Genomic DNA, 16,410 nt, shown 5'->3' with positions numbered 1-16,410 from the left:
CATTTCCCCGGTAATTTAAAACTAAAATCCGGTAGTTTTATTCCGCAACTGCTTGTTCATAGATAAAACTTTCCGCAACTGGCGTTAATGCGACAAAGTGGGTTTTCATTTTACAAGACCATATCCAAAAATCGATCTACCGTTTTAACAAACTGTTAATCAGAAAGTTTTATTTAATGATGTTATTTTATTAAGCAAGGTATTGGGTGGATACCCAAAGTGACTTTTAAACGCGTATGAAAAATGGGAAAGATTTTCAAAACCTGCTTCAACATAAACATCAATGGGTTTTCGTTGCTTTTCTGCTATGTGGTAATGCGCCAGTTCCAGCCGCTTTTCTGTCAGCCATTTTTGTGGTGTTGTATTAAAGGCCTTTTTAAAATCCCTCCGGAAAGTTGCCAGGCTGCGGCCGGTAAGGTACCCGAACCTATCCAATGTCATGTTGAACATGTAATGGCGCTCCATAAAATCGGTGAGGTTTATTTTACCTGGTTCTTCAAAATTAGCGAGCAAACCGTCCACACTTTTATCAATTGTTCTTAATATGCAGATAGCTTCTTCAATTTTAATCGCGGCTATATCTGAAGGGAGGTTTTCGCCCAGGTCGAAATAAGGGATCAGCGATGCAAGGCAACTTTCCAACAATGGATGCTTTGAAAACCTATATACTTTTTTAAGCGGCTGTACCTTGCCAATCGCGTTATGCCTGGCGTAAAAGTCCGTTAACCTCTCTTTGGTAAGATGCATGGCAACAGCCTTGTGCGGGTGCCCATCTTTTGGATAATTGATAACAGTAGCCAATTGGTTACGGGGAATAAGAAAAACATCATCTGCATTGAAAATAAAGGTTGCATCAGCCTGTATAATCTTCGTTTCGCCCGAAATGAACCAAACCAGCATATGATGCTCAAACATCACCTCTGTTTTAAAGGCCTTGCCATTAAACTCCGAAAGTTTAATATCGGCAGTAATATATTTTGTTTCAAACTCCATTGTTTCAACAGTAAATTTACAAAATAAAACAAGCCGAATAATGTATCCGGCTTGTTAAACAAATATGTATGATCAGTAAATATCAATTAGCGGAAAATGTACACCTGTCATTCTTTCGGTTAATGACCATAGTTTTTTGGCGTTTTCCGCATCAACTGAATAAGGCTTTACCCCTCTCAGGGATAAAGGATCATCATAATTATGTTCAATATTCCCTTCATCCAGTTCAGCTATACCTGAGTTCTCGCAGTATACACCGCCAATGCCATTTAACTGTGCACTGGTAGCACACCAAACCGACGTGGCCGCCCCCTGCGCAACATTTTTGAGTTTAACTGCTACTTCGGGAAAGATATTTCCGTTGGCATCATGAGTGCCCATTTGCTGAAATAAAGCCATAGGGGCAACACGTCCAAGATCGGTACCAATTATCGATCCGGGATGTAAGGAAAAAGCCCGTACGCCAAAAGCTTTACCACGATAGTCGAGTTCAACCGTGAAAAGATTATTGGCTGTTTTGGATTGTCCGTAACCTTGTAATGTTTCATACTCCCGGTTAGTGAAGTTTGGGTCATCAAAATTGAAGGGCGCCATTTGGTGGCCGTATGAGGATACATTAATCACACGGGCACCATTTGCTTTTTTTAACGCCGGCCAAAGTTTTGCCGTGAGTTGAAAATGCCCCAAATGGTTGGTAGAAAGCTGCGATTCATAACCCCGACTATCGCATTGTAATGGCACCCACATAATGCCGGCATTATTAACAAGGATATGAAGGGCATTATTTGTAGAAAGAAACTTTTCTGCAAATGCATTTATAGATTCCGGATCCATAAGATCCATTTCCTCACTTTATGGATATCCCGGGCCGGTACAACTACTTGAGCACCCGCAGCTACAAAAGCTTTCACTGTTTCCAATCCTATACCAGCATATCCGCCGGTTACGATAGCTGTTTTACCATTAAGATCAATTCCTTTTATAACATCATGCACGGTGGATGTTGCGCCAAACCCGGAATTAATAGGTTGCTGTAAAGTGCCGTTGTAATTGTCTGTTAATTTCATCTTTTAAATTTTTATAAGACAAAATTAACGATACCACCATGAAGTCACTTTGTTTAAAACGTCAATTTACTTTGTTTAAAACGTCAATTTTTGAGTGGAGGATGAAGTTGAAAGTCTAATGCTTGATCCTCTTCACCCCAAACCTTTTAAATATGGTATCCAATTTTGACGAAGGCATGGTTGCACTATGTTCCAGCGCTTCGAGGGCGGCATTCGATATCTGCCATCCTAAGGGAAGCACAGGCCAGAATGGTTTTCCATTAAATTTGTAGGCCGAAGGCTGAAAACTTACGTAGGTATATCCATTGGTTTTTGTTGGCAACCGGCAGTTGATTAATTCTGCCCTAACACTATTTGCACTTCCAACGTTAAGTGCGCCCAATGGCGGCCCGAGTGGTTCATAAAAGTTTTTATCGTACACAGGAGATTCTATACCGGCGATACTGTTAGGTAGCGCCAAGATATTGATGCTTATATTTTTGAGTATAGGGTGATTGTCGGCTATCAATTTTGCCCGTACGCTCTCAAACACTTTTATCACTTGCAGGGAGGTTTCCCCGCCTGAATTTTCAATAGTACCTCCATCTGTAAAATGCCTGTTATTGTTCAATTTGGCTGTGGGGCTTACATAAGGAAACCTGGCACTCAGAAACCCTGCAGTACTTACGCGCATATCCCCCCTGCCAGGAATTTCCTGTTCCAGGAATATAGCCGACGGAAAGTCTTTTGAATTTAACAACACCGGGGCTATAATTCCTTTATTCCCGGATGGGATATCATAAGTATTTGAAAACAGTAAGGGAAGCTCCGTTTTACTATCATACCACATAGACATAAATGGTAGTTTTAAATCGATGTTACGATGTAAAGCATTTTGTTCCCAGTCCATTTCCATTAGCCTTGCTCTATCGGGTATGCCCGATAATCCAAAACTGGAATAAACCATATCGCGGCCCAACAAGGCAATAATATCTGATGTTAAATTATCTGTACCATATAAGGACCATGAATTATGTGGATAAAAAAACTGGTCATTAGCGAGGTCCTTTAGGTGTGCATGTCTTGACGCATCCAATAACATTAACCCAACAGTGCCACCCGAAGCGCCGGAATAAGAAAATGCGTAATGCTGAAAACCCAATTTATTGAATTTCCCGGTATCGGCCCGCATCTCTTTATCCAGTGTGCCTATTACCATGGTTGTCCAAACCGCTGCGCGGACTCCCCCGCCATGCGCGTTCACAAAATAAACAGGATAACTCTTTTTATACTGTTTATAATAGTTGTCTATTTCCTGTTCTCTTCCAAGCAGCCACTTTTCGGCATAAGTATTTAAGGAGTCGGCTGTTTTCACGCAGGATGTATCAACTCCATTTTTAGTTTTGCAATGAGTTGTATCTGTTAAAACTGCTATACCATGGTAATTTGTTACGCTGCTTGACGCACCAATAAAAGTGATAACCAATAAAATGGTTATCCAGGTAACACCTGTTTTTTTTCCGATAAACAGCAAATAGGTAAAGAATAACAAGTAGCCAGCTACCGCGAAAAACACGAAGGGCATGGTATAAAACCTTGAGCTGTAAATAAACCTGGCCAGGAATGACGGAAAATTACAGGCGATAAAGAACGCCAGGCAAGCCAGGCCGGTTAAGGTGATAAAAGGTGCAATTGGCCATTTTTTAATAATGCCACTGCAGGTGCGCAACGTGGTTGTGATTAAAAAAAGAATTGATAATATGATTAAGTCTAAAGCAAGATGAACAATGGCATAAGGTTGTGTATTATTTTTATCCATGCCCCAAATAACCATTGGAATGAACAATACTATTATGGTTATACCATATTTTATCCAGTTAATCTCGCCGTTAGTATTCTTATAAAAACCATCTATCCAATGATGCTCTAAAATAATCCTGTACACAATTAACATCAACAGGAATATAGCTAAAGGAGGTATACCCGAAAACCAATAGTCCATATGGTAATTGTCCATAACCTTGAAAATCCCAACCGCCGGAATAAGAAAACCGGCTGCACCAAGCAGGCGGCTCAAATCTACTTCGGCCTTTGGCCTTTTGTGGGTTTGCGGATCTACCTTAAAATCGACTGATTTAAAAAAGAATTGAGCATAATTCATTACTCCGTCATACTCAAGAATTTTAGGTAAATACCAGCATAACAAAGCGATAATGGATGTAGAAAACAGGAACAGGTATACGCCCAATTTCTCGGCGTTTAAAGAAAGTAAGAGATCCTGTCCCTGATCGCTGATATAAAGCAATGCAAAAACAATCAGTAAGGTAAAGAGCATCACCCTCCAACGCCAAAATAGTTGCGTGCCTTTTTTAAGAAAATCGGTGATCATTCCGAGCCACAACAAAGCGAGATCGAGAATAATAGACTGCCAAAGAATAATGGCCAGTACTGCTATAAGTAATATCCATTTTAAGCGGGATGGATACCCAACTATACTTGCATCAGGTAATGGATTTTTGGGGTTTGCCATATACAGATGAACTATTTTGGATGTTCCAAAATTCTCTATATAGTCAAGAATGCCACCTAAAACAGTAAAAAGCGCTAAAGCGATAAATAGCCAATTAAACCTGGGGCTGTAACCGTCAACACGAATTAAACGGGAAATTAACAATAGTAAAAAGCCAACATAAAATATAATAAAGGCATAGTCGGCTTGATTTTGGGCAATCACTGTTTTAAGCCCGGTTACCTTTACTACTCTTGGTGTATCGGTATTTTTATATACGAGCAGGTTTTTGTAGGTTATACCCCATTCCTTCAACATTTTATCCCTGTCCGAATTGTTTAAATTGGTTTCCCAGGACAAGATTGCCTTGGGCGCGTGCGCTGTAATGACCAGGTACTTATCCTTTTGAGTAAGCGTGGCAGTTATAAAAAGCCCGGCAGTAAAAAGCAAAAACAGCAACCTGAAATTTGGCGTGATCCAGTGGAGAAGCTTTGTAAAAAATGATTTCATGAGAAGAGGTTTGGTTCAATAAATCTATTGATAATGAATAACATAAGCAAGAAACTCAATAATTAAGTTTCAAAAATTCGCACGTGAAAAAAGGACGTTGTGTGGTTGCCACGGCTGATCTAAAGGGGTCCGTCGCTCCTGCTACTAAGGCCTTGTCCATTTTATTATTGTTTTTGTTACTTAGCACTATTAACTTACTTTAGGATATAGGTAAGGCTGCAAGGTTGAAATACGATAAAAAGGCAATGCCAATTAAATACTAAAATAATGGAAATAGGAATAGACAGTTTTGCTTCCGCAATGTATGGCACAAACGAAAGCAACAGGTTGAGCAGCGTTGACGCTATGGAGCAATTGCTGCAAAGAATAACATTTGCGGACGAGGTTGGCTTGGATGTTTTTGGCATCGGCGAACATCATAAAAAAGAGTTTCTGGATTCGGCAACCGCCGTTATCCTCGCAGCAGCAGCCGCAAAAACCAACAGGATAAAATTAACCAGCGCGGTGTCTGTTTTAAGCGCGGCTGATCCGGTAAGGGTATACCAAAGTTTTGCAACGCTGGATCTCATTTCTAAAGGCAGGGCAGAGTTGGTTGTTGGCCGCGGTTCTTCTATCGAAGCCTATCCCCTCTTTGGTTTCGACCTTGATGATTATGACGCGCTTTTTAAAGAAAAGCTGGACCTGCTATTAAAGATCCGCGACAATGAGTTTGTGACCTGGACGGGTAAGTTTCGGCCGGCACTTGATAACCTGCCGGTTTATCCGCGGTCGCTACAACCGCAATTGCCCGTATGGCTTGGGGTTGGCGGCACACCTGCATCTTTTGCCAGGGCGGGGACCCTGGGTTTACCATTAATGGTGGCCATTATCGGTGGCGAAACCCATCGTTTCCGTCCGTTGATAGATCTGTACAGGGAAGCCGGCGCGCGGGCCGGGTTTAAACCCGAACAATTGAAAGTGGGTTTGCACTCGCCGGGATATGTAGGAACCAGCACGGAACAAGCCATTGCTGAATATTACCCAGGCTACGCGGAACTTTGGACCAAACTGGGCAGGCAACGTGGATGGCCGCCGGTAACGAGGCCGCAGTTTGACGGATTAATTAGTCCCAAAGGTGTTTTGGTAGTTGGTGGCCCGGAACAGGTTGCTGAAAAGATATTGCGGCACAGTGAGGCGCTGGGTGGGATTTCGAGGTTTACATTCCAGATGGATAACGCGGGGCTATCTCATGAAAAGTTGATGAGTGCTATTGAGTTGATAGGGACCAAAGTGATTCCCTTAGTTAAAAGTGGAATGAAGGAATAATGTACCCATTATATCGATCTAAATTTTCAAAAATAATTTAGATCGATATAAAAAGTATAACAAACCTATTTGCGTGCAAGTTATGGCCAAAGCCGACCATACCGCACGCCATTTTTCAGGAGCCATTTTCACCAGGCCGCCTAATAAATAGTTCGCTGTATGCTGAAAATCAACCATCCCCTCTGATGCCAGGTAAATGAGTATGGAGTTTAGGCCAATAATTACAAAAGGAAACGCCCATTTACGATATCCTGCAACATCAATCACCAAATAAAATACCGAAAGAAGAATAAGGCTCCATCCCCCTACATATAAAACAAAGGAGCTTGTCCAAAGCCGCTTGTTGATCGGGAAAACTGTTTGCCACAATAAACCCAAAGCGATACAGGCCAAACCCATAAAAAAAAGCGCCACTCCCTTTTTCCACATTGGCCAGTCAGTGGATTCTTGTTCTAAAAACTGCCCCGTGAATATCCCCATTAGCGCCGTTCCGATGGCGGGGATAGTTGATAAAATTCCTTCAGGATCATGAACTTTATCATGAAGCCTGCCGGGTAGTAATAAACGATCTATATATGACTCCAGGCTGCCGTTCATTGTTAATACCCCTGCTCCATACCCCGGAACAGGAATGAGGGTCATAGCCGCCCAATAACCCAGTAATAAAACACCGAACCAAATAATCTGCCCCCTCAAATTAAAATTCAAATAGATCAAGCCGGCAAAAAACCAGGCAAGACCTATCCTGCCCAGTACGCTTGCAAAGCGAATATTTTCATATCCGTTAAATTTTAAAAGACCATTGACCACCATACCCAAAAAAATCAGAATTATAGTGCGTCTAAACATGGATTTATAAATCCCCCATTTTACTTTGGAGGGTAAAAGCAGGATATCATTGACCCCATGTTGGTTGATTTTATTTTTCATAGAATAAGGCATAGAAATGCCCGCTATGAATAAAAACAGGGGAAAAATCATGTCATAAAAAGTTATGCCATTCCACACCGTATGGTGCAACTGGCCAGACATCCATATAAACAGCGGCCATCCGGTTGCTTTTGCCAGGGCATGAACAATTCTTTCGCCGCTCATGATCCAAAACATATCAAAACCCCGTAAGGCATCAAGCGACATTAAGCGGGCCGGCTTCAATTTATTAACTATTTTACCAGGTTCAACGTTCCTGTTCATGATATTCTTATTTTAAATCTTCGGCCATTGCTTTCCGATACTTTTTATACAGCAATTCCGCCGTAACTACGCTATTCCCAGCAGTCTGAACAGGATAGCTTTTACTTGTATTAACCCAGCTCCATTCCCATTCACTTATCGCTTTATCAAACGCTTTAAGATCAGGTTCTTTTTTAGTACTTATTGATTTATTAAGCACTTCAAAAAATTTCTGCCACCTCACTTTGTAAAAATCATTCAGTAAACCACTCCATTGCCGGCAGGAATACTCATGCAATGGGCTATTTTTATCCCCCCAAAGCGTGATCAGGTTGCGGGCGTTACGTTCATAAAGCTTTTTTTCTTCGGGGTTTGTACCCCAGCTTCTGGCATCTGCTATCCATGGCCCTAACAAAAAATCTTTTCGGGTTGCTAATAGTTTATCCATATCAGTAATCAACTCCAAATAATCAGCAGCCGCTTTATTAAATGCGCCGATGTCTTTATCCTGGTATGCTTTAAGCCATTTAACCTGCAAGGGCCTGGCGTAATTTGCCAATACCTGGCGTGTCAGGTCTACCAGATCGTAATTAAAACCACTGCTATTTTGGCAAACCGGCGCGGCTGAAATCAATTTATCCCAGGCGGGAAGCAGATCTGCACGGCGGTAATTTAATTTTGTGCGGGTCCAAACTGCAGCAGAATCAAGCGTAGGCCGACCGGTAATGATTGATTCCGCACCATCCCGAATATCCTTTCCATTAAACACCGTTCCTCTCAATACCTTCCAGGCCTCCAGCGCATCAGCGCTCTGCACACCATAACGATTATAAATATACCCGGGCAACCACTCGTCAAGATTAACGGGTACATCCTGCCAGGTATTTTGCATCATTAACTCGTATAAAACCGGCGTTTGCTCAATTGCTTCCATTGTTAAACCTATCCCGACCATTTTACCGGATTGCGGATCATGCAAGGCTGTAGCCGGTTGTTTTGCTACGGCATCCATCCTGCCAAATAAGCTGATATTACCACCGTAATTATGAAGCATATTCCAGATCCATGGTTTGCCATAGAAAGCATTGGTACGCTTCCATATCGGTTCAAAATCAGTATTCAAATCCAGGATGATCATGTGCTCATTGGGCACAGCACTCAGCAAAGCTTTTATCTGTTCATCATGCCAAAACTCCTTGTCGCTAAAAAACAACCAGCCCTGCATAACCCAAACGGCCTTAGGATCGGCACCTTTCATCCCATCATAAACCCTCGCGCTTAATTCTGACAGGAACGCAGGATCATTGGAAGGCGGCTCGTTTTCGTTAAACGTATCTGCAGAGTAAAGGTGATCTGTTCCATATATCCTGGTTTGTTCTTCAATAAACCGCTTACCAATTTCGGCAAAAAGGGGATCTTTAGCATCCAGTATATAGGTGTCCTCAAATCCATTTTTCCAGTTAGTTTTTTTTAGCTTTGCCTGCGGAAACCTTGTTTTAAATGAGGCAGGTACATGCCCTGTAAATGCGGGCAATACCGGTTTTATACCCAATTCTCTCTCTCTTTTCAATATCTTTAACTGCAGGTCTTTATGGCCGTTTATCCAACTTTGCGGTAAAGGGCCTCCCCATTTATCTATATTCCCCATATAAAACCAGCCAAAGTAAGCAGGTCCGCTAAAAAAGTTCTGCATATCGGCCCCGCTAAAGCCCAGGTCTGTATAAACCTTGTTCCAAACATATTCCTGGCCGGTAATAGCCAGTGGCATATTGATACCGTGCATTGCCATCCAGTCTATCTCTTTCTCCCATCTTTTCCAGTCCCACCAACTCATGCTGTAGCTGTAGGTGCAATAGTTTAAATAGTAGCGATAATCATACGGGCTGTTTCTTCTTGTTTTATGATCAGGAATGGGGAGTTGCTGAGGTAAATTCAGATTTGTACCATTCCAGGTTACCTGGCAATGGCCGTATTCGTTCAAATAGTAATATAATGCCGATGCTATGGCAACGCCATTATTACCCCTTAAAATTATTTTTCCTTTTGCTCCTTCAACCTCAAAAGCATCTTTAGCGTTATTGTTTTCCAATGCCTCAACCACAAACATTTTAGCATGTGCAGGAACAACTCTGCTGATGAGCGCATAAGATGAATTAACATTTAGCTGTGCTTTTGTTTTTGCTGAAATACAGCAAATAAACGCAACAAGTAAATATTTAAGCTTGTATATTTTTTTCATGGTGGTAGGCGATTATTGGGGCCAATGCATCATTATATAACCTTAAGCCAGGTTATTTTATAAGTGTATTTTTAGCCTCGGTCATAAACCGGTCGTTTAGTGAAGGGTGTTTTACGTTGTTTAAAATAATCACAGGAACCACCTTTGAGTTGATCACATTTATTTTACTAAGATTTAGCTTATCTACATCATCAAAAATAAATGGGCTCCTGAAATCTTCGCCGACATGATTTATCCGCATATTTTTAAATGTGATACCTTCGGCATGCCTTACATAAAAGGCAGAAGCAGGCAGTTCTCCAAACATCGAAAACTCAGGGTAATCGCCGCTTTTCTCGGGTACTTTGATCAGGGAATCTGCATTGAAATAAGCTATACTCTTTTTTGCAATGCCTTTATACCTGATATCAATATTTTCGAGGGTTACATTGGTTACATTATAACCTGGCAAACCCATAATAGAGGATGGAAATATATTGTGAGGAAACAACTCGGCAGGCCCTTCCATATGATATCCTGCATCCGGTTTTCCAGCAGGTACTTCAACTTTCACGTTTGCTATAAATACATTACTAATTTTACCCGGAGGGCTTTTCTTGTTGCGTTTACCCAGGCGGATGAATATGGCATTCCCCGTATTTTTTGCAGTTACATTACGTATATCAATATCCTCAATTACAGCACCATCTACAGATTCAATGGCGATGGCGGACCGGAAGGTATCATACACATAGATGTTACGAACGGTTATCTTCTTAAAGCCGCCAAACGATGCTGTACCCATTTTGAGAGCGCTTGCGCTTGAGCGAATTTTACAGTTGGCTATATATATATTTTCGCAGGCGCCAAGAGGATCTGACGATTTAAGGCAAATCCCATCATCTGCAACATTGAAAAAGCTATTGGTAAGCTTTACGTTTTTACAATCAACAAGATCAATTCCATCATTATTTAAAAACGTGTTACTAACAACGCGGATGCTATCAACAACCATGTTGGTACAGCTTCTGTAATCCTGTATCCAGCACAATCCATTTTTAATAGTGATGTTCTTAATAGTTACCTTATTACATTTTTCGAAAAAGATTAACTTGGGCCGGTTATCTTCCTGAGGGCGCATCTGGTGCCAATCATTATAAGTTTGCCACTCCGAATCTTTTAAAGTGCCATTTTTTAGCATTTTATAGATATCCTTTAATAATTCATCACCATTGCCATCTATAATCCCTTTGCCGGTAATTGATACGTTTTGCTGTCCTTCGGCACAAATTAATGGAGAAGCCTTGCCAGGTCCGTATACTACTCGTTTTGCCGATGCCAGCAATACCGCTCCCGCGGCTAAGCGCAGCTCAACATTTGATTTTAAATGAATAACTCCTGTAATAAAAGTACCTGCTGGTATCAATACTGTACCCCCGCCGGCCTTACCGGCCATATCAATCGCTTTTTGGATATAAACCGCATTATCTGTTTTACCATCCGCTACAGCACCAAGCTTCTTAATATTGATAATGCCGCTTTTTGCCTCTGCCGAATTAACCAGCAGTACCGAAAAAATAATAAATAGTATTGATCTCATCTTTTAAATAATGGAAGTTTCAAAGCTAATAATAAGATTAATCCCCCAATCTTTACAAGACTGGGGGATTAAAATATTGGCTGTTAGTACCCAGGGTTTTGTGTCAGCTTGGGGTTTAACTGCATTTCGGGTCTTGGGATCGGGAAAATCCGCTTGGCGGGGTTGGCATCTGTTTTAATGCCCCAGGATTTCTCAAACTGTCCAAAGCGTATCATATCATTACGGCGCCACATTTCCATAGCCAGTTCCCGGCCGCGCTCATCTAAAATATCCTGCAAGGTTACAGCAGCCAATGGCGATGCCTTGGCACGCGCCCTTACCTGGTTAACCAATGATAATGGCGAATCGCCGTTGGTTGCAGTTGCACCTCTTAAAATGGCTTCGGCTTTCTCCAGCAACACATCGGCATACCTGAACATCGGCACATCATTGCCCTGGTTACGATCTGTATTTAAGCTGTCTGGATAAAATTTGTTGTTCCTGTAACCTTCTTCGTTGGCAAGCTCATCATTACCAATATCAAAAGTTGCGTTATTTTTCCAAACAATATCAGGCGTAAACTCCAGTTGGTGTACAACAGTTGCATTTGGGTTAGGGCCGCTATAACTTGCATCAAGGCCAATATTTGTAGTAGTAATGTTTATTGGCGTACCATCATTATTGTATTGTTTACCAACAAGGTATTGTTTTTTGCGAATGTCATTTGCATCGTTAAACAAAGCATAATACTCTTTGTAGGTATAAACCGGACCATCCGGAGTATAAGGCATTTTATACTTATTTTTCAAATTAGGGTTAATTGTCCAGCGGGCATAGTATTGTCCCTGAGCCTGAACGCCATCATAAGGTACGGCAAATATAAAATCCTTAATCTGCGGACCGTTGTTAGGTTTAAACATGCCCAAATAATCGGCGTCTAAAGAATATTGGCCACCTTTTATAATATTATCGCACATGGTAACCGCGTCCTGATATCTTGGCGTGCCAATGTAGTATTGTGCATTAAGATACATTTTTGCAAGGATTGCGTACGCTAAACCTTTGGTTGGCCTGCCATACGTTGTAACCCCTGCAGTAGCACTCAGATCAGGAATTTGTGCCAATAATTCGCTTTCGATAAAAGCAAACACAGTTGCCCTTGGCTGGGTGCCCAGGTTGGTGGTATCGCCAAACTTTTTGCTGATAGGCACATTTCCGAAAAGGTCCATCAGGTAAAAATAAGACAATGCTCTCATGGTTTTAATTTCGGCAAGGGTTTGTTTTTTGGCGTCGCTTGCAGGTGTAGCATCAAATAATGATAATACCTGGTTACATAAACTTATTGTTCCGTAACCCCACTGCCAGCAGGTTTCTGTCATACCGTTATCGGGTGTCACTGTATGCAGGTTCACGGTTGAATAGGTACCCCCGTCAAGCCAGTTACCTCCACGCGCTACCAGCACATTTTCATCGGTACTTAAATTTTGTAATAACCAGTACTGCCTGCCCGGCGCCCCCCGAAACGAGGTATAAATAGGCCCTGTAGCAGCTACGTACTGCGCAGGAGTAGTTGGAAAAATAGAGGGAGTAAGCGCCGATTTAGGAGTTATATCTAATTTTGTACAACCCGAAAGGTAAATTGCCGCCATAACCAAGGCAACAAGGCCCGGTTTTATATATCTTTTTAAATTGTTCATCTCTTGTTAGGTTAATGGTTATTATAAATCAACTTGGATACCGGCAAGGAAACTCCTTGTTTTTGGGTAAAAATTATTACTATCAACTCCAATAAACTGGCCGCTGGCCTGGTTGTCGATGTTCAAATTCAATTCAGGATCAACCCCTTTGTATTTGGTAATAATAAATAAGTTGGTACCGGTAACATACAAGCGGATGCCATGTACATAATTACCCGAAACATTTATTTTGTATGCAAGTGTGGCGTTACTTAACCTAATAAACGCGCCGCTTTCCAAATAACGGGTTGAATACAAGTTGGCGTTAACATCGGTGCCCGGCTCACTTAACGTGAGGGTAGGCACGCCGTGTGCCGAAGCCTGGGTTGGCTGATTAAAGCTGGCCAATGATGCGTTCATGATTTTATTACCACCCTGACCTCTGAAAAAGAAATTTAGGCTAAAGTTTTTATAAGTAAAATCGTTACCTAAACCAAAGGTATAGGTTGGCTGCGCGTTACCTGCGTAAGTTTGATCGGCACTTGTAGGTGTTGTAGTTGGCTGGCCATTAGCACCTAAAAATGTTGATACGCCATTGGGGCGGCCAAGATATTTTAGGGTATAAAATTCGCCAAGCGGGTAACCGGCTTCAATGATGGATACGTTTATCCCGCTTTGACCCGGTCCCTCAGGGTCGCCTCTGTATATTTTAGATAGATTTGGGGCAAGGGCTGTAATCTTATTTTTGTTGAATGAAATATTACCGTAGCTGCTCCACGTAAAGTCTTTTGATTTAATAGGCGTACCGTTAAGTGCTATCTCCACACCTTTATTGCTCATGCTACCTACGTTCATAACCTTGTAATTTACAAAGTTATTGATAAGCGGTACCGGAACGCTGGTTATCATATCGGTTGTTTTTTTATTGTAGATGTCAACCGAACCGCCCAAACGTCCTTTTAATATAGAGAAATCAATACCGCCATTTAGTGTGCCGGTACTTTCCCACTTCAAATCCGGATTCGGGTTTTGGGTTACACCAATAGCACCTATATAAGCACCGTTGTAATAAAAACTGCCCGTGGTGCCATAAAGCGTTATAGGCGTATATGGCGAGAAGCCTAATGAGTTACCAGTTTTACCGTATCCTACCCTCAGTTTCAGATCATCAAACAATGATTGCGATTTCATGAAACCTTCGTCTATCACGCGCCATGCAGCAGATACAGCAGGGAAATACCCCCAACGTTTGTTGGTACCAAAAGCGTTTGATCCATCGCGACGTACCGATGCCTGCAAAAGGTATTTACCTTCGTAACTGTAATTAAGACGCGAATAAAATGATATCAGGCGTAAAGTTTCTTCGTTAACACCACCATAATCAACACGGTAGTTGGAAGCCGGTGTACCCAGTGCCAGGTTGCTATAGCCGGTAGCATCAGAAATAAAATTTTGATTGGTTGACTGAAAACCGTTTCCTTTAGTTGTCTGGTCTATTGAATAACCAAACAACGCTTTAAAACTGTGCTTATCATTCCAGTTATGAGCATAGGTTAAATAATTTTCAAATAACTTTTTTGTATCCTGGTAAGTTGAGCGGATGGCTTTACCATTAAGGCTTGGAGCAAGCTCAGATGCCGAATTGTAATAAGTATTGCTATTGGTATTTGTTTCCTGGTAGGCTAAGTTGAAATTGTAAAGCAAACCGGCAGGTAATATCAGTTCGCCGCGTACATTACCTAACAGCAGGTTAATTTTTTGTTTATAAGTATCATTGGTAATAAGGCCAACCGGGTTATAACCTAATTTTAAAGTAGGGTCATTATAAAATGTTCCGTCAGCGTTATAAATGGTACGCGTAGGTAAATACTGAACTATTGATTTAAATAATCCCGGACTTTGGCCATTTGCACTTGACAACGGAATATCATTAACCAGCAGGTTGGAGTTCGTAACCGCATTGCTTAGGGAAAAATCCAATTTCAATTTATCATTCAACGCTTTTTGGGTGATATTAAGCCTGCCTGTAACACGTTTTAAATCACTGGTTTTAACAATACCCTGGTTGTCCAGGTAATTTAAGCTTCCGTTATAGGTAGTTTTATCGGTACCGCCGCCAAAAGAAAGGTTGTGGTTTTGCGAAAAACCGGCGTTGCGTTCAACCGCCTTTTGCCAGTCAGTATTTCCACCGTTATCATTTGCCGGTGTAAAACTTTGCCCGTTAGCTTTTACATAAGCCCTAAGCTGATCGGCGCTGGCCACATCAAACTGGTTAGATACTTTTTCAAATGCTCCGTAACCATTGTAAGTCATCCTCATCTGGCCCGCTTTAGCCTTTTTAGTAGTTACTATAATCACACCATTGGTAGCCCTGGTTCCGTAGATTGCAGCGGCAGAAGCATCTTTTAATACATCTATTGAAGCAATATCCGAAGGAGCAATCAAATTAAAATCGGCTCCGGGTACGCCGTCTATTACATAAAATGGTACAGAAGCTTCGCCGGTCCTTATTGATGATGGCCCACGCAGCGTAACAGAGGCTTTGCTATTTGGGTTACCATCGCTGGTAATATTTAAACCGGCCACTTTACCTTCCAGCAAATCGGCTGGGCTTGATACTACCCCGGCGTTAAATTGCTCGGCCTTAACGGTTGAAATGGCGCTGGTCAGCTCTTTTTTGGTGCTGCTGCCATAACCTATAACTACTACTTCATTCAGTCCTCTTTTTTCTTCGGTCAGTGTAATTGTTAATGACGTTTGGTCTTCAATCAACACCTCTTTTGTTTCAAATCCAATAAAGCGAAATTGTATAGTGTTTCCCTTTTCGGCCATTATAGCAAACGTACCGTCAGTTGCTGTAGTGGTAATTGTTGCAGAACCCTTTACCTGTACGGTAACCCCCGGTATAGCAAGCCCATCTTTATCCGTAACCTTTCCGGTAATACGGCGGGGAACCGCTTTACTGTTGTTATCAGCCGTCCCCTCCGGGCTCAGTTCCTTAATAATGATGGTATTATCATCCAACTCATAAGTAAGGGGCTGCGATTTAAAAATCTGGTTCAGGGCTTCGCCAAGCTCAATATTTGAGGCATGGATAGTTACCGGTTTAGCTTTTTTGAAAACCTGGCTGTTGTACATAAACAAAAAGCCTGTTTGTTTCTTTAATTGCTTTAAAACCGACTTTAAACCAGCTTTATCATTGGAAAGGCTAACCTTTTGCGCCAATGTATTTGCACTGATGTGAAGCGTTAATACAAATAAAAGGATACCCGTTATTTTCATAATCCTAAGTACCTGTTTTAAATAATTGTCATATTGACTAATTGGTTTTCGGTCCTGGCAAAAAGGCACAGGAATTTTAGAATGCAGAAGTTGTTTCATACATTTGAATGTTTGGGTTA

General features: G+C 41.6%; 8 protein-coding genes and 1 pseudogene. 1 reads left to right on the top strand and 8 read right to left on the bottom strand.

All coding sequences use genetic code 11. The annotated features are described in order from the left end of the window. Positions 1 to 159 precede the first annotated feature (159 nt). The 3 genes and pseudogenes from AC1D0K_RS13755 to AC1D0K_RS13745 all read right to left on the bottom strand — a co-directional run bounded on the left by AC1D0K_RS13755 (position 160) and on the right by AC1D0K_RS13745 (position 5,058). Positions 160 to 993 (bottom strand): AraC family transcriptional regulator, encoded by an 834-nt coding sequence (locus AC1D0K_RS13755; RefSeq protein WP_477398616.1) that lies wholly within the window; start codon positions 991 to 993, stop codon positions 160 to 162. A gap of 72 nt (positions 994 to 1,065) precedes the next feature. Then, a pseudogene (locus AC1D0K_RS13750) lies at positions 1,066 to 2,060 on the bottom strand (SDR family NAD(P)-dependent oxidoreductase). Positions 2,061 to 2,175: 115 nt separating this feature from the next. Further along, positions 2,176 to 5,058, bottom strand: coding sequence for a hypothetical protein (locus AC1D0K_RS13745; RefSeq protein WP_477398614.1), 2,883 nt, complete (start codon positions 5,056 to 5,058; stop codon positions 2,176 to 2,178). Positions 5,059 to 5,325: 267 nt separating this feature from the next. On the opposite strand from AC1D0K_RS13745, the gene AC1D0K_RS13740 reads away from it, so the two are divergent. Continuing rightward, a complete protein-coding gene (locus AC1D0K_RS13740; protein WP_477398612.1) occupies positions 5,326 to 6,363 on the top strand; it encodes an LLM class flavin-dependent oxidoreductase in 1,038 nt (345 codons plus the stop codon). Between the two features lie 18 nt (positions 6,364 to 6,381). Here the strand turns inward: AC1D0K_RS13740 and AC1D0K_RS13735 are convergent, their stop codons facing one another. From AC1D0K_RS13735 to AC1D0K_RS13715, 5 genes are all read right to left on the bottom strand, one after another. Continuing rightward, positions 6,382 to 7,557, bottom strand: coding sequence for an acyltransferase family protein (locus tag AC1D0K_RS13735; RefSeq protein ID WP_477398610.1), 1,176 nt, complete (start codon positions 7,555 to 7,557; stop codon positions 6,382 to 6,384). Between the two features lie 7 nt (positions 7,558 to 7,564). Further along, positions 7,565 to 9,775 (bottom strand): alpha-N-acetylglucosaminidase, encoded by a 2,211-nt coding sequence (locus AC1D0K_RS13730; protein ID WP_477398608.1) that lies wholly within the window; start codon positions 9,773 to 9,775, stop codon positions 7,565 to 7,567. A gap of 52 nt (positions 9,776 to 9,827) precedes the next feature. Continuing rightward, positions 9,828 to 11,354: a glycoside hydrolase family 28 protein gene (locus tag AC1D0K_RS13725; RefSeq protein ID WP_477441995.1), complete on the bottom strand. Its 1,527-nt coding sequence runs from the start codon at positions 11,352 to 11,354 to the stop codon at positions 9,828 to 9,830. A gap of 83 nt (positions 11,355 to 11,437) precedes the next feature. Continuing rightward, positions 11,438 to 13,030 carry a RagB/SusD family nutrient uptake outer membrane protein gene (locus tag AC1D0K_RS13720; RefSeq protein WP_295719236.1) on the bottom strand — a complete coding sequence of 531 codons (1,593 nt, stop codon included), beginning with the start codon at positions 13,028 to 13,030 and terminating at the stop codon, positions 11,438 to 11,440. A 21-nt stretch (positions 13,031 to 13,051) separates the two neighbouring features. Then, positions 13,052 to 16,390 (bottom strand): TonB-dependent receptor, encoded by a 3,339-nt coding sequence (locus AC1D0K_RS13715; RefSeq protein WP_477392921.1) that lies wholly within the window; start codon positions 16,388 to 16,390, stop codon positions 13,052 to 13,054. Positions 16,391 to 16,410 lie beyond the last annotated feature (20 nt).

Source organism: Mucilaginibacter sp. P1_A3 (assembly GCF_056406855.1).
Note: the sequence above shows the minus strand (reverse complement) of the source record. Positions and strands in the feature narration are given on the sequence as shown.

Excerpts from the sequence above, each read along its gene's own strand:
- AC1D0K_RS13735 (WP_477398610.1), bottom strand. The coding sequence starts at position 7,557 with ATGAACAGGAACGTTGAACCTGGTAAAATAGTTAATAAATTGAAGCCG.
- AC1D0K_RS13730 (WP_477398608.1), bottom strand. The coding sequence starts at position 9,775 with ATGAAAAAAATATACAAGCTTAAATATTTACTTGTTGCGTTTATTTGC.
- AC1D0K_RS13755 (WP_477398616.1), bottom strand. The coding sequence starts at position 993 with ATGGAGTTTGAAACAAAATATATTACTGCCGATATTAAACTTTCGGAG.
- AC1D0K_RS13740 (WP_477398612.1), top strand. The coding sequence starts at position 5,326 with ATGGAAATAGGAATAGACAGTTTTGCTTCCGCAATGTATGGCACAAAC.
- AC1D0K_RS13715 (WP_477392921.1), bottom strand. The coding sequence starts at position 16,390 with ATGAAACAACTTCTGCATTCTAAAATTCCTGTGCCTTTTTGCCAGGAC.
- AC1D0K_RS13745 (WP_477398614.1), bottom strand. The coding sequence starts at position 5,058 with ATGAAATCATTTTTTACAAAGCTTCTCCACTGGATCACGCCAAATTTC.
- AC1D0K_RS13725 (WP_477441995.1), bottom strand. The coding sequence starts at position 11,354 with ATGAGATCAATACTATTTATTATTTTTTCGGTACTGCTGGTTAATTCG.
- AC1D0K_RS13720 (WP_295719236.1), bottom strand. The coding sequence starts at position 13,030 with ATGAACAATTTAAAAAGATATATAAAACCGGGCCTTGTTGCCTTGGTT.